This window comes from Streptoverticillium reticulum, assembly GCF_047456005.1.
GTDB lineage: Bacteria > Actinomycetota > Actinomycetes > Streptomycetales > Streptomycetaceae > Streptomyces > Streptomyces reticulum.
Map to the genome: position 1 here is coordinate 485,051 of NZ_CP179755.1, position 13,278 is coordinate 498,328.

13 protein-coding genes and 1 riboswitch are annotated in these 13,278 nt (G+C 73.2%); of the genes, 11 read left to right on the forward strand and 2 right to left on the reverse strand.

From position 1 onward, the window contains the following. Together ACMATS_RS02205 and ACMATS_RS02210 are read right to left on the reverse strand one after the other, a co-directional pair. A complete protein-coding gene (locus ACMATS_RS02205) occupies nucleotides 1-1,341 on the reverse strand; it encodes an alpha/beta hydrolase (RefSeq protein WP_414166655.1) in 1,341 nt (446 codons plus the stop codon). 106 nt (nucleotides 1,342-1,447) lie between these two features. Further along, nucleotides 1,448-2,278: a PaaX family transcriptional regulator C-terminal domain-containing protein gene (locus tag ACMATS_RS02210; protein ID WP_414166656.1), complete on the reverse strand. Its 831-nt coding sequence runs from the start codon at nucleotides 2,276-2,278 to the stop codon at nucleotides 1,448-1,450. Nucleotides 2,279-2,416: 138 nt separating this feature from the next. Between ACMATS_RS02210 and ACMATS_RS02215 the strand changes: the two genes are divergently transcribed. The 11 genes from ACMATS_RS02215 (at nucleotide 2,417) to ACMATS_RS02265 (ending at nucleotide 12,938) form a co-directional block, all read left to right on the forward strand. Continuing rightward, nucleotides 2,417-3,337: an SDR family oxidoreductase gene (locus ACMATS_RS02215; RefSeq protein ID WP_414170639.1), complete on the forward strand. Its 921-nt coding sequence runs from the start codon at nucleotides 2,417-2,419 to the stop codon at nucleotides 3,335-3,337. Further along, entirely contained in the window at nucleotides 3,334-4,206 is an 873-nt protein-coding gene (locus ACMATS_RS02220; RefSeq protein ID WP_391151999.1) for an amidohydrolase family protein, read from the forward strand. The genes ACMATS_RS02215 and ACMATS_RS02220 overlap by 4 nt, the downstream gene beginning before the upstream one ends. Nucleotides 4,207-4,228: 22 nt before the next feature. Next, nucleotides 4,229-5,722 (forward strand): acyl-CoA synthetase, encoded by a 1,494-nt coding sequence (locus ACMATS_RS02225; RefSeq protein ID WP_414166657.1) that lies wholly within the window; start codon nucleotides 4,229-4,231, stop codon nucleotides 5,720-5,722. 35 nt (nucleotides 5,723-5,757) lie between these two features. Further along, nucleotides 5,758-6,213 (forward strand): MaoC family dehydratase, encoded by a 456-nt coding sequence (locus ACMATS_RS02230; RefSeq protein WP_390780540.1) that lies wholly within the window; start codon nucleotides 5,758-5,760, stop codon nucleotides 6,211-6,213. Between the two features lie 14 nt (nucleotides 6,214-6,227). Further along, nucleotides 6,228-6,986, forward strand: coding sequence for a CoA transferase subunit A (locus ACMATS_RS02235; RefSeq protein WP_414170640.1), 759 nt, complete (start codon nucleotides 6,228-6,230; stop codon nucleotides 6,984-6,986). Further along, nucleotides 6,983-7,648, forward strand: coding sequence for a 3-oxoacid CoA-transferase subunit B (locus ACMATS_RS02240; protein ID WP_414166658.1), 666 nt, complete (start codon nucleotides 6,983-6,985; stop codon nucleotides 7,646-7,648). The genes ACMATS_RS02235 and ACMATS_RS02240 overlap by 4 nt, the downstream gene beginning before the upstream one ends. 4 nt (nucleotides 7,649-7,652) lie before the next feature. After that, nucleotides 7,653-8,417 (forward strand): protocatechuate 3,4-dioxygenase subunit beta, encoded by a 765-nt coding sequence (pcaH, locus tag ACMATS_RS02245; protein WP_414166659.1) that lies wholly within the window; start codon nucleotides 7,653-7,655, stop codon nucleotides 8,415-8,417. After that, entirely contained in the window at nucleotides 8,414-8,977 is a 564-nt protein-coding gene (gene pcaG, locus ACMATS_RS02250) for a protocatechuate 3,4-dioxygenase subunit alpha (RefSeq protein ID WP_414166660.1), read from the forward strand. The genes pcaH and pcaG overlap by 4 nt, the downstream gene beginning before the upstream one ends. Then, a complete protein-coding gene (gene pcaB / locus ACMATS_RS02255; protein ID WP_414166661.1) occupies nucleotides 8,964-10,358 on the forward strand; it encodes a 3-carboxy-cis,cis-muconate cycloisomerase in 1,395 nt (464 codons plus the stop codon). Before pcaG ends, pcaB begins: the two co-directional genes overlap by 14 nt. Continuing rightward, nucleotides 10,355-11,491 carry a 3-oxoadipate enol-lactonase gene (pcaD, locus tag ACMATS_RS02260; RefSeq protein ID WP_414166662.1) on the forward strand — a complete coding sequence of 379 codons (1,137 nt, stop codon included), beginning with the start codon at nucleotides 10,355-10,357 and terminating at the stop codon, nucleotides 11,489-11,491. Before pcaB ends, pcaD begins: the two co-directional genes overlap by 4 nt. A gap of 103 nt (nucleotides 11,492-11,594) precedes the next feature. Beyond that, nucleotides 11,595-12,938, forward strand: coding sequence for an erythromycin esterase family protein (locus tag ACMATS_RS02265; protein ID WP_414166663.1), 1,344 nt, complete (start codon nucleotides 11,595-11,597; stop codon nucleotides 12,936-12,938). A gap of 165 nt (nucleotides 12,939-13,103) precedes the next feature. Continuing rightward, nucleotides 13,104-13,254, reverse strand: a riboswitch (cobalamin riboswitch). Nucleotides 13,255-13,278: the final 24 nt, after the last annotated feature.

Below are 13,278 nucleotides of genomic sequence, written 5' to 3' on the forward strand. Positions count from 1 at the left end.
TCAGGGGGTGACCAGCCGGCCGGGGCGGTGGTCGGTGAACGCCGTGGTGCCGGCCGGCTGGTCGGCGGTCAGGGCGGCGGCGCCGGTCGCGGGCCAGTGGCCGCTGTCGATCCGGCGGACGAGCGCGTGCAGGCCCGCGAGGATCTCGTGGGGAGTGAAGGCACAGTGGCCCCTGCGGGCGACGAACGCCTGCCGCAGCAGCGGGCCGTTGCCGGTGCCGTGGACGCGGGTGGCGAAGGCCGTCTCCTGTTCGGCGGGGGCGAGGGGGTCGGCGGTGGTGTGCAGGTCGAGGAGCGGCACGGTCAACCGCCCGTCCGCCGTGGAGGTCCTGCGCATCCAGCGGGCCGCGGCCGGATCCGCGCGGTGGGCGGGGGCCCGGGACAGGGTCGCGAGGTCGGCGTCCAGGTCGAGGCCGGCTGTCCGGTAGAGGGCGCGGACCTCACGATAGTGGGGTGAACCAGCCAGCAGAGCGCGCCAGTTCAGCGCTTCCGTGGTGCCGCTGTCGCCGCCTGCTGCCTGTTCGACGGCGTAGCGTGCGGTCATGATGAAGCGGAGTTGTCCGGCTGCGAGCCACTGGTACTGCTGTGTCTCCTGTCCGGCCGGGTCGTCGGCGTCGGGCGGGTCCTGGTCCGGGGACCGGGCCGGCAGGTTGAGGTAGGCGGCCGCCAGGGCGATGCGGGCGCGGCCCTGCGGGGTGCGCTGGGCGGTTTCGGCCGCTGCGGTCAGGGAGTTGGCGGCAGCGGTGGCTGCTGCGGTGCTGGGGTAGTCGGTCAGAGGGATCCGGTCGGCCGGGGCGAGGAGTGCGGCGAGGGCGGTCTCGCCGGCGAGTTGGTAGTTGTTGAGGTCGGTCCCGCCTGCGACGAGGCCGCACAGGCCGAGTGCGCCTGCGATCCTGCCGTGCGTGTCGTCGGCGATCCGGGCGTTGACGAGGCCGCCCATGGACTGGCCGACGGAGATAGTGCGTCGGGGGCGGCCGACGGTGGCGGTGAAGGCGTCGAGGGTGGCGAACTGGTCGCGTTCCGCGCTGCCGAGGGCCCACTGTGAGCCGTGCGGGTCGTAGGAGGAGCCGGCGAGCGCGTAGCCCTCGGCGAGCAGGGCGGCGCCCGTGGCCGGGTCGGGGGCGTCCTGGGCCCGGAGGGGGCCGTAGCCGTGGCTGTACAGCAGCAGTGTGCCGTTCCAGTGCGGCGGGATGTCGGCGACCCAGTTCGCGCCGTCGGCGAGGGTGCCGGTGCGGTGTTCTGCGGCCGCCCCGGCGCGGGCGGCGGCGGGCGGGGCGGGGGTGAGGGCGAGGGTGAAGGCGGCGCCGGCAAGGGCGATGCGGCGTGTGAGGCGTGTGCGCATGGCGGAGTGCTCCTGGGGCGGTGGGCGGGGAGGAGCGGTACGGGTCGCAGCGATGCGCCGGCGCGGCGGAGAGCGCGTCGAATGTAGGGCGGATTTTCAGCAGCGGTCAAGGGGTTGCCGAGGGAGAAGGGGCGGGGATGGCGTCCAGTATCCGTTCCGCTTCCGCGCGGGCCGCGGCCGCGCAGTGCCGGGCCAGGGTGTGGAAGAGCTGCTCGGCGCGGATCGCGGGCCAGTCGGCCGGCAGGTGTTCGGCGGGGAGGCGGGGGTCGCGCCGGACGAGTTCCAGCCAGTCCGTGTGCAGCAGCAGTTGGCCGCTCAGCGGGTCCTCGCCGAGGGCGCCGGGTGGGCTCCAGCGGTCCAGGAAGGTGCGGTACTGGGCGGCGATCGCGGCGGTGTCGAAGGCGGACTCGACCACCTGTCCGGCCTCCGTAGGCGCCAGCACCGTGCCGCGGAAGACCCGCAGATGGGCATCCAGCCCGAGGTCGCCGAGCAGCGCGGCCACGTCCACCACGCCGGGGGCCACCCACAGCCCGTTCTGCAGGAGCCCGAAGCCGCCCCAGGTCAGCCGGGAGCGCAGGTCGTGCCGTTCGCGCCGCCAGGCCTCCGGCAAGGAGTAGCCGACCAGGGTCCACTGCCTGTCCCAGTCACGGTTGACGGCCCCGGTGCGCCAGATGCGGTCGTGGCCGTCCTGAAGGACCGTCACCGCACGTGGGGCGAGGGCGAAGTACGCCTTGCGGCCCCTGCGGTGCCGCTCCAGCAGACCCCGGCCGACCATGCGGGTCAAGGTGGAGCGGACCGCTTCCTCGGTGACGCCGACCCGGGCGAACACCTCGATCACGGAGCCGGAGGACAGGGCGGTGTCCCGGCCGAGCACATGGATGCCGAAGAAGTTCAGCATCAACGACTGGGGGCGCGGGGCGGGTTCGAGGCTGGTCACGCGCACAGCGTAGGCGGCGCTGCGGCCGCCGTGCGGGGCAGGCCGAAATATTAGGCACTTGATTGACGACATACGAGAGAAGTGCCTAACGTGAACGCCTCCTTCCACCCCCAGTCGAGGAGCACTCCCATGCAACTCATGCATCTGAACGGGAAAGTGGCCGTCGTCACCGGCAGCGGGCGCGGGTTGGGGCTCGCCTACGCCAAAGCTCTCGCCGCAGCCGGTGCCGCCGTCGTGGTCAACGATGTGGACGCGGAAGCAACAGCCGCCGCTGTCAAGGAGATCGAGGAGGCCGGCGGCCGGGCCGTCGCCGAGACCGCCGAAGTCGGCGGCAGCGAAGCCGCCGAGGCCCTGGTCGCCCGCGCCGTGGACGCCTTCGGGCGGCTGGATGTGATGGTCACCAACGCGGGCGTCCTGCGCGACCGGGTGCTGTGGAAGATGACGGACGACGACTTCGACACCGTCGTCCGGGTCCATCTGCGCGGCACCTTCACCTGCGTACGGGCGGCGGTACGGCGCATGCGCGAGCAGGGCAGGGGCGGCCGCGTCGTCGTCGCGGGCTCGCCCGCCGGGCAGCGCGGCAACTTCGGCCAGACCAACTACGCCGCCGCCAAGGCCGGCATCGCGGCGATGGTGCGCACCTGGGCCATGGAGCTGGCGCGCGACGGTATCACGGCCAACGCCGTGATACCGGTCGCCGCCACCGCCATGACCCGCACCGTCCCGGCCTTCGCCCCGTACGTCGAGGCACTGGAGCGGCACGGCACCCCGCTGCCCGACGCCCTGCGCAAGGGCGAAGGCTTCGGCACCCCCGAGGACGTCGCCCCGCTGGCCGTCTTCCTCGCCTCCGACGCCGCCGCCGGCATCACCGGCCAGTGCATCGGCATCGGCGGCGACAAACTCGCCCTGTGGTCCCACCCGCAGGAGAGCGCCGTCGCCTACGCGGACGGCGGCTGGAGCGCGGAGGCGATCGCCGCCGCCTGGCCGGTCTCCGTCGGGCGCGCCCCCGAGACCTGTGGCATTCCGGCGCCGCGCACCGCGCGGGGGGCCTCCCGGTGAACGTCGACGGGCTCGTCGCCATCGACGTGCACACCCACGCCGAGGTCTCCTCCCGCGGGCAGGCCTCCCTCTCCGACGAACTCGACGCCGCGGCCGGAACGTACTTCAAGGCCGCTCACCGCCGTCCCACGCTCCCCGAGATCGCCGCCCACTACCGCGAGCGCAGCATGGCCTGCGTGGTCTTCACCGTGGACGCCGAGGCCGCCACCGGCACCCCGGCCGTCCCCAACGAGGAGGTCGCCGAGGCCGCCCGGCAGAATCCCGACGTCATCATCCCGTTCGCCAGCATCGACCCGCACAAGGGCAGGGCCGGCGTGCGCCAAGTGCGCCGCCTGGTGGACGAGTTCGGCATCAGGGGATTCAAGTTCCACCCCGTCCTCCAGGCGTTCCGCCCCAACGACCGGTCGGCCTACCCGCTGTACGAGGCGATCGAGGAGGCGGGCGCCGTCGCCGTCTTCCACACCGGCCAGACCGGCATCGGCGCCGGCGCGCCCGGAGGCGGCGGCATCCGGCTGAAGTACGGGAATCCGATGGACGTCGACGACGTCGCCGCCGACTTCCCCGGCATGCCCATCGTCCTCGCCCATCCCTCCTTCCCCTGGCAGGACGAGGCACTGGCGGTCGCCACCCACAAACCGCAGGTGCACATCGACCTGTCCGGCTGGTCCCCGAAGTACTTCCCGCCGCAACTGGTCCGCTACGCCGACAGCCTGCTGCAGGACAAGGTGCTCTTCGGCTCCGACTACCCGCTCATCAGCCCCGACCGCTGGCTCGCCGACTTCGCCGAACTCCCGCTCAAGGACGAGGTCCGCCCCAAGATCCTCAAGGAGAACGCCGCCAGGCTGCTCGGCCTGGACCGCCACCAGTGAAGCCGACCAGGGGAGTCATGCGTTGCAGCACCACGGCATCGGTTCCTGGCCCGCCCGGCGGGCCCGCAGGACCCCGCACCGCACCGCCCTGCTCCACGAGGAGCACACCACCAGCTACGCCGAGCTCCACGACCGCTCCACCCGCCTCGCGCACCTGCTGCGGGCACACGGCATCCGGCAGGGCGATCGGGTGGCCTTCCTCGGCCCCAACCACCCCGCCTTCCTGGAGGCCCTGTTCGCCACCGGATCACTGGGCGCGGTCTTCGTCCCGCTCAACACCCGCCTTGCGGTGCCGGAGCTGCGCCACCAGCTCCAGGACTCCGGCAGCCGGCTGCTGCTGAGCCTGCAGCACCCGGCCGCACCCGAACTCGGCGATTGCACCGAAGTGCTGGAGGCCGAGGGAGAGACGTACGAGACACTGCTGGACGGATCCAGGGACGAGCCGGTCGAGCAGCCGGTCGGCCCCGACGACCTGTGCATGATCATGTACACCTCGGGGACCGGCGGCCGCCCCAAGGGCGCCGTGCTCACCCACGGCAACGTCCTGTGGAACAGCCTCAACGTCCTCGTCGACAGCGACCTCACCTCCGACGAGATCACCCTTGTCAGTGCGCCGCTCTTCCACACGGCCGCACTCAACATGACCTGCCTGCCCACGCTCCTGAAGGGCGGCACCGCCGTCCTCCAGTCCGCCTTCGACCCCGAGCGCGTCCTGGAGCTGATCCAACGGCACCGGATCACCAGCCTGTTCGGCGTCCCCGCCATGTACGACTCGCTGGCGGCCGCTCCCGGCTGGGACGGGGCCGACCTCGGCAGCCTGCGCACCCTGATGTGCGGCGGCGCACCCGTCCCGGACGGGACCATCCGCCGCTACCTCGACCGCGGTCTCGCCTTCGTCCAGGGCTACGGCATGACCGAGACCGCGCCCGGTGTGCTGCTGCTCGACCGGCACGACGCGGCCGGCCACGCCGGTTCGGCGGGCGTCCCGCACTTCTTCACCGACGTACGGCTGCTCGGTCCGGCCGGCGAGCCGGCCGGCCCCGGGGAGCCGGGCGAGGTCCTGGTCGCCGGGCCCAACGTCACCCCCGGCTACTGGGGCCGCCCTGCAGAGAGCGCCGCCGCCTTCCGCGACGGGTGCTGGTTCCGCTCCGGCGACCTCGCCACCGTCGATGCCGACGGCTACTTCCACCTCGTGGACCGGCTCAAGGACGTGTTCATCTCGGGCGGCGAGAACGTCTGCCCCGCCGAGGTCGAGGCAGCGCTGCTGGAGCACCCGGCCGTCGCCGAATGCGCGGTCTTCGGCGTGCCCGACCCGATCTGGGGCGAGGCCGGCCGCGCCGTCGTCGTCCTGCTCCCCGGCGCCACCGCGTCCGCGGAGGAGCTCACCGCGCATCTGGACGGCCGCCTGGCCCGTTACAAGATCCCCAAATCGGTGGTCCTCACCGACTCCCTCCCCCGCAACGGTGCGGGCAAGCTGCTCAAGCGCCTGCTCCGGGCCGCCCACGGGCAGCACTGACCACCCCCTCCCCCCTTCTCCGGAGAGGCTCCACCATGCCCCGTACCGTCAACGGCATCACCGAACTCCTCACGCTCACCGGCACCGACCTCGGCCACAGTGACTGGCTGGAGGTCGGCCAGGAGCGCGTCGACACCTTCGCGGACGCCACCGGCGACCACCAGTGGATCCACGTCGACGTCGAACGCGCCAGGAAAGGCCCCTTCGGCGGCACCATCGCCCACGGCTATCTCACCCTCGCCCTGCTCATCCCGCTGTGGAACCGGCTGCTGGAGGTCCGGGGCGTCGGCATGGCCGTCAACTACGGCCTCAACAAGGTGCGTTTCCCCGCTCCCGTCCCCGTCGGTTCCCGGATCCGTGCCCGCGGCGTCATCGCCGCCGCCAGGGGCGTCCAGGGCGGCGCTGAGGTCACGGTCGACCTGACCGTCGAAGTCGACGGACAGCCCAAACCGGCCGCCGTCGCGCAGGCCGTCTACCGCTTCGCCGCGTGACGGGCGAAGCCGTGATGGACAAGGCGGTGCCCACCGCCGCGGAGGCAGTGGCGGACATCGAGGACGGCGCGTCCCTCGCCGTCGGCGGCTTCGGCCTCGTCGGCGTGCCGGACACCCTGATCCGGGCCCTGTACGAACAGGGCGCCGGCGGACTGAGCGTGGTCTCGAACAACTGCGGCACGGACGGCCACGGCCTGGGCATCCTGCTCGCGGCCGGCCGGATCCGCCGGGTGACCGGTTCGTACATCGGCAACAACGCCGAGTTCGCGCGCCGTTACCTGCACGGCGGGCTGGAGGTGGAGCTCACCCCGCAGGGCACCCTCGCCGAACGCCTGCGGGCCGGCGGCTGCGGCATCCCCGCGTTCTACACCCCGGCGGGCATCGGCAGCCAGGTCGCCCACGGCGGGCTGCCCCGGCGCCACACCGCCGACGGCCGTGTCGCGGCCGTCTCCCGGTCCAAGGAGGTCCGCGAGTTCGACGGCCGTGCCCACGTCCTGGAACACGCCATCACCACCGACTTCGCCCTCGTCCGCGCGGCCCGGGGCGACCGCCACGGGAACCTGGTCTTCGCCAGGACCGCCCGCAACTTCAACCCCCTCGCGGCCATGGCCGGGCGCATCACCGTCGCCGAGGTCGAAGAGCTCGTGGAACCGGGCGAGTTGGACCCCGACCACGTGCACCTGCCGGGCATCTTCGTCCGGCGCGTGGTCGCACTGACGCCACAGCAGGCCGCGCACAAGCCCGTCGAACGCAGGACGGTGCGCGCCGCATGAGCTGGACCAGGCACCAGATGGCGGCCCGTGCCGCCCGGGAGCTGCAGGCCGGCTCGTACGTCAACCTCGGCATCGGACTGCCCACGCTCGTCGCGGACTTCCTGCCCGAGGACGCGGGTGTCGTCCTGCACTCGGAGAACGGGCTGCTCGGCGTCGGCCCGTACCCGGACGAGGACGCCGTCGACCCGGACCTCGTCAACGCGGGCAAGGAGACCGTGACGGCGCTGCCGGGCGCGGCCTTCTTCGACTCCGCGCTCTCCTTCGGCATGATCCGGGGCGGCCGCATCGACACCGCGGTCCTCGGCGCGATGCAGGTCTCGGCCCACGGCGACCTGGCCAACTGGTCGGTCCCCGGCAGGACGGTCAAGGGCATGGGCGGCGCCATGGACCTCGTGCACGGGGCGCGCCGCGTGATCGTGCTGACGGAACACACCGCCAAGGACGGCTCCCCGAAGCTCGTCGAGGAGTGCTCGCTGCCGCTCACCGGCCGGGCCTGCGTGCACCGGATCATCACCGACCTCGGCGTCCTCGACGTCACCGGCACAGGACTGGTCCTGGTCGGGACCGCGCCCGGGGTCGATGCCGCCGAGGTCGCGCGCCGGACCGCGGCGCCGGTGACACCAGGCCCCACGCTCTCTCCCGGGCTTTCCCCCGAAAGGTGACCCCGTGCCCTCCAGGCCTCCCACCCAGCAGGACATCACGCACGAGATCGGCCAACAGGCCACGGCCTACGCGGCCTCCGGCACCGTCCGCCACCATCCCCCGCGCGACTACCCGCCCTACCGCAGCAGCCTCCTGCGCCACCCCCGGCAGCCGCTGGTCCCCCTCCGGGACCCGGAGGCCGCCGAACTCTCCGGCCCGGTCTTCGGCATCACCGACGTCACCGAGGCCGACGCCGACCTGACCCGCGGGCAGGCCGGGGAACCGCTCGGCGAGCGCATCACCGTCACCGGCCGCGTCCTCGACCGGGCCGGACGCCCCGTCACCGGACAGCTCGTCGAGATCTGGCAGGCCAACGCCTGCGGCCGCTACGCCCACCGCCGCGACCGGCACCCCGCCCCGCTCGACCCCGACTTCACCGGAACCGGGCGCTGCCTGACCGACCGTCAAGGGGGCTACCGTTTCACCACGGTCAGGCCGGGCGCCTACCCGTGGCACAACCACACCGGCGCCTGGCGGCCCTCCCACATCCATTTCTCGCTCTTCGGCGCAGCGTTCACCCAACGCCTGGTCACCCAGATGTATTTCCCCGGCGACCCGCTGCTGCCCTACGACCCGATCCTGCAGTCCGTCACCGACACCGCCGCCCGCTCCCGCCTGATCGCCGGCTACGACCACGACCTGTCCGCGGCGGGGGACGCGCTCGGCTACCGCTGGGACATCGTCCTCGACGGCCCCGCCGCCACCCGCACCGAGGGAAGCCGCTCATGAATCCCCTCGCCACCCCCTCCCAGACCGTCGGCCCCTTCTACGGCTGCGCGCTGTCCTCCCCCGACGGCCATCACGTCGCCCCGGCCGGGCACCCGCAGACCATCACCGTGCACGGCTACGTCCTCGACGGTGCCGGAGCACCGGTCCCCGACGCGCTGTTGGAGTTCTGGCAGCCCGCGCCGGACGGCAGCCGCAGCGGCGCGCCCGGTTCCCTGCGCCGCGACCCGGCCACGGGCGGCCACGCCGGCCGTGACGGCGTGACGTTCACCGGTTTCGGCCGCGTCGCCACCGACGCCGACGGCCACTACGCCCTGCATACCCTGCCGCCCGGGGGCGTGCCGTACCTCTCGGTGTGCGTCTTCGCCCGCGGCCTGCTCCACCATCTCTTCACCCGCGCCTACCTCACCGGGCATCACCTCACCCACGCCGAGGCTCTGCTGGCGGCCTTGCCCGCCGAACGCCGGGCGACGCTCCGGACCCGGCCGGAGGGCGCCGGCGTGCACCGCTTCGACATCCGGCTGCAGGGCGAGAAGGAGACGGTCTTCCTTGACTTCGACTGACGACGAGGGACCACTCGTCCCTCAACCGCCCGACGACCTCGGTCTTCTCACCCCTGTCGCCGCCGGAACCCCGGTGGCCGCCGCCACCGGCGACGCGGCGGTCCTCACCGCCATGCTGCAGGCCGAGGCCGCCCTGACGCAGGCCCTGGCCGACCTCGGCCTCGCGCCCGGCACGGCCGCCGACGCCGTCACCGCCGCCGCCCGCGAGCTGGACGTCCGGACGATCCCGGCGCGCGCCGGCTCCTGCGGCAACCCCGTGCTCCCCCTGGTCGCCGACCTCACCGCCGCCGTCGCGGCCCGCGTCCCGGACGCCGCCGCCTCCGTGCACCAGGGCGCCACCAGCCAGGACATCCTCGACACCGCGCTGATGCTCGTCGCCGTCCGCGCCCTGGACCTCACCCTCACCGACCTGGACCGTACCGCCGGTGCGCTGGCCCGGCTCGCCGCCGTGCACCGGGACACCGTGATGCCGGGACGTACCCTCACCCAGCACGCCGTGCCGATCACCTTCGGGCTCAAGGCGGCCGGCTGGTACCGCCTCGTCCGCGAAGCACAGCGCCGCCTGGCCACGACCCGCGACGCCCTTCCCGCCCAACTCGGCGGTGCCGCAGGCACTCTGGCCGCCTTCCACGCCCGCGCCGAGGCGACGGGCGCGGCCCCCGACCCCGGCCTCGGCCTGCGGCTGATCACCGCGTACGCCCTGCGGACCGGGCTCGCCGAACCCGTCCTCCCCTGGCACACCCTGCGCACGCCCATCGCCGACCTCGCCGCCTCGCTCGCCTTCACCGCAGGCGCACTCGGCAAGATCGCCGCTGATGTGCTCACCCTGTCCCGCACGGAGATCGGCGAGCTCACGGAGGCCGACGGCGGCGCATCCTCGGCCATGCCGCACAAGTCCAACCCGGTCCGCGCCGTGCTCATCACGGCCGCTGCCCGTCAACTCCCCGCGCTCGCCGCCGTCCTGTTCGGCGCCCTCACCGCCGAGGACGAACGGCCGGCCGGAGCCTGGCACTCCGAGTGGCAACCCCTGCGCGAGGCACTGCGTCTGGCCGGAGCCGCCGCACGGCACGCAGCCGATCTCACGGAGAACCTGCGTGTCCACCCGCACCGCATGCGGGAGAACCTCGACCGGACCGGCGGCCTGATCGCCGCCGAACGCCTCGCCGTGGCCCTCACTCCACTGATCGGCCGCAGCGCGGCCAGGAGCGCGCTGTCCCGGGCCGCACGCGTGACCGCCGCCGTGGGCTGCAGCCTCGAAGAGGCCCTCCGCACCGACCTCTCCACGACCGAACTGCCCGACCTGCAGGAACTTGCTGATCCTGCAGGCTACTTGGGCTGCTCCCAGGCCCTGACCGACCGAGCCCTCGGGGAACGCCCGTGAACCGCGGCCTCCTCCACCACCGCATCGACGGTCCGCACGACGCCCCGGTCCTGATGCTCGGCCCGTCGCTGGGCACCTCGCTCGCCGTATGGGACCCACAGCTTCCCGGCCTCGCCCGCCGACACCGGAGCATACGCTGGGACCTGCCCGGGCACGGCGGCTCACCGGCCTCCCTCCTCGGGCCGGACGCCACCGTGGACGACCTCGCCCGCCTGGTCCTCGACCTCGCCGACTCCCTCGGCGCCGAGCGCTTCGCCCACGCCGGGATCTCCCTCGGTGGCGCGGTCGGCGCCCAGTTGGCCGCCCGCCATCCCGAGCGCGTCACCTCCCTCGCCCTGATCTGCTCCGCCGCCCGGTTCGGCACGCCGTCGGCGTGGCACGAACGCGGCCGTCTGGTACGGAAAGAGGGCATCGGCGCCCTCGCCGCCTCGGCACCCGCCCGCTGGTTCACCCCGGCCTTCCGGCGGACTGCCGCCGCCGAGGCCCTGGTGCGGGACCACCGGTCCGTCGACCCGGCCGGCTACGCGGCATGCTGCCGTGCCCTGGCCGCCGCCGACCTGCGTGCCGAGCTGCCCCGCATCACCGCCCCGACCCTGATCGTCGCCGGCCGCGAGGACCGGGCGGTCCCCCTGGACCGGGCGCGCGAACTGGCCGACGGCATCGCGGACTCCACCCTCGTCGAACTCCCCCGCGCCGCCCATCTGGCCACCGTCGAGCAGCCGCAGGCCGTTCTCGCCGCCCTGCACCACCACCTCACCGGAACCCCGGAGTCCACGGCACCGGGGGCGGCGATGCGCCGCGCCGTCCTCGGCGACGACCACGTCGACCGGACGGCTGCCGCCACGACGCCCTTCACCGCGCCGTTCCAGGACTTCCTCACCCGCTACGCGTGGGGCGGGATCTGGACCCGCCCCGGCCTGGACCGCCGCACCCGCAGCTGTGTCACCCTCACCGCCCTCGTCGCAGGCGGCCACCACGAGGAACTCGCCCTGCACGTACGGGCCGCGCTGCGCAACGGCCTCACGCCGGAGGAGATCTCCGAGGTACTCCTCCAGACCGCCGTCTACTGCGGGGTGCCTGCGGCCAACGCGGCCTTCACGATCGCCCGGCGCATCGTGGAGCAGGCGCCATAGGGGCTGCCCCAGGAGAACCCGGGGGCTGGCACCAGGGCGCGACCGCGCCGTCGGCGCGATCATCATTCCCGGCTTGGACCATGCGAGTTGAGGAGTGATCGGGATGACCGAACGGATAGGGCGACGACGGCTGCTGATCGCGGCGGCAGCCGGGGTGGGTGCGTTACTGGCCCCCACCACCGCCCACGCAGCCCGCAGGGACCCGGCACAGCCCGGTGGCCAGGACCCGGTCCGTGTGCTGGAGCAGGCGGCCCGTCCGCTGCGGTCGACGGAACCGGGGTCGGACACGGCCGACCTGCGGCCCCTCGGGGCGATGATCGGCGACGCGAAGGTGGTGGGCCTGGGCGAGGCCACGCACGGGTCGCACGAGTTCTTCGCCATGAAGGAACGGGTCTTCCGGTATCTCGTCGAGGAGAAGGGCTTCACCACCTTCGCCCTGGAGATGAGCTGGCCCGCAGGACTGCGCCTCGACGAGTACGTCCAGAGCGGGCGAGGGGACGCGCGTCAGGTCGTGAAGGAGGCCCTGGGCGGATCACCGTGGGAGCGCGAGGAGTTCCTGCACCTGATCGAGTGGATGCGGGACCACAACCGCCGGCATCCCGGCCACCGCGTCCACTTCATGGGCGACGACATCGGCTATCCCAGGGTGGGCGACGACCTCTTCGAGCGCGTGACGGGCTACGTCCGGCGGCACCACCCGGATCTGCTGCCGCGCTTCACCGAGCTCTACGCCGGCCTGCGTCCCCTCGACGACGGCGCCGCCTACCTGCGCAGGCCGCTGCCGGAGCGACAGCGACTGGCGGCCGACGCCCAGCAGGCCTTCGGCTTGCTGGAAGCCCAACGAGACGCAGAGGGCGACGAGTTCACCTGGACGGTGCAGCACGCCCGGTTCCTCGCCCGGACCGCCACGTTTCTCGCCTGCGACCTTGAGGACGCCGCGGCGATACCGGCCGCGATGGTCTACCGCGACCGGGTGATGGCCGAGACCGTCGCCTGGTGGCATCGGCACACCGGCCACCGGATGCTGCTGTCCGCACACAACGGGCATGTGGCTTACGTGCCCGACGACCCCGAGACGCACCCGAAGGCGCAGGGCGGGTTCCTGCGCGAGGCACTCGGCAACGGCTACGTCCCCATCGGATTCTCCTTCGGCCAGGGCTCCTTCCTGGCGCAGGACAAGAGCCTTGTGGGCCCGTGGAAGAAGTTCACCGTCGGTGCGGCCGACCCCGGCACCAGTGAGTACACCCTCGACCGGGTCCGTCGCACCGACTACTTCCTCGACATCCGCACCGCCCCGGCCGAGGCCCGCGCATGGCTCGACTCCGCCCGTCCCAGACGCAGTATCGGCACCGAATACCCCTGCCCTCTCACCGACGTCCCGATCGGCCCGTCCTTCGACGTCCTCATCCACCTCCACCACGTACGGGAGGCCGACAAGCTGCGTTGAACGGGGTTGGCCGGCCGCAGGAAAAGTGCACTGCATCACCGCGCCCCGAAGGCGCGCGGGGCGGATATGTAGCGGGTATACATGCGGCGTGGGCCCTGAGGAGGTCTCCGGCCCGTACAGGGGCGAGGAAGGTCATGCGGTCCGCGGAGACCCCGGCGGACTCCCGGGTCATTCGGACTCACGGGCACATCTGCCGGGAGCAGACACCCACTGGCCGTCGCTTCCCGGCCCCTTCGCGGGGCCCAGTGCGTATGACGGCGGTCGTTCCCGCTCACCGCTGCGGGGCAGTCCCGGATTCCCACCGGGTTCCCTCTTACGACGCACCCCGCCTGGCGGGCGG

Excerpts from the sequence above, each read along its gene's own strand:
- ACMATS_RS02265 (WP_414166663.1), top strand. The coding sequence starts at position 11,595 with ATGACCGAACGGATAGGGCGACGACGGCTGCTGATCGCGGCGGCAGCC.
- ACMATS_RS02215 (WP_414170639.1), top strand. The coding sequence starts at position 2,417 with ATGCATCTGAACGGGAAAGTGGCCGTCGTCACCGGCAGCGGGCGCGGG.
- ACMATS_RS02235 (WP_414170640.1), top strand. The coding sequence starts at position 6,228 with ATGGACAAGGCGGTGCCCACCGCCGCGGAGGCAGTGGCGGACATCGAG.
- ACMATS_RS02240 (WP_414166658.1), top strand. The coding sequence starts at position 6,983 with ATGAGCTGGACCAGGCACCAGATGGCGGCCCGTGCCGCCCGGGAGCTG.
- pcaG (WP_414166660.1), top strand. The coding sequence starts at position 8,414 with ATGAATCCCCTCGCCACCCCCTCCCAGACCGTCGGCCCCTTCTACGGC.
- ACMATS_RS02230 (WP_390780540.1), top strand. The coding sequence starts at position 5,758 with ATGCCCCGTACCGTCAACGGCATCACCGAACTCCTCACGCTCACCGGC.
- ACMATS_RS02205 (WP_414166655.1), bottom strand. The coding sequence starts at position 1,341 with ATGCGCACACGCCTCACACGCCGCATCGCCCTTGCCGGCGCCGCCTTC.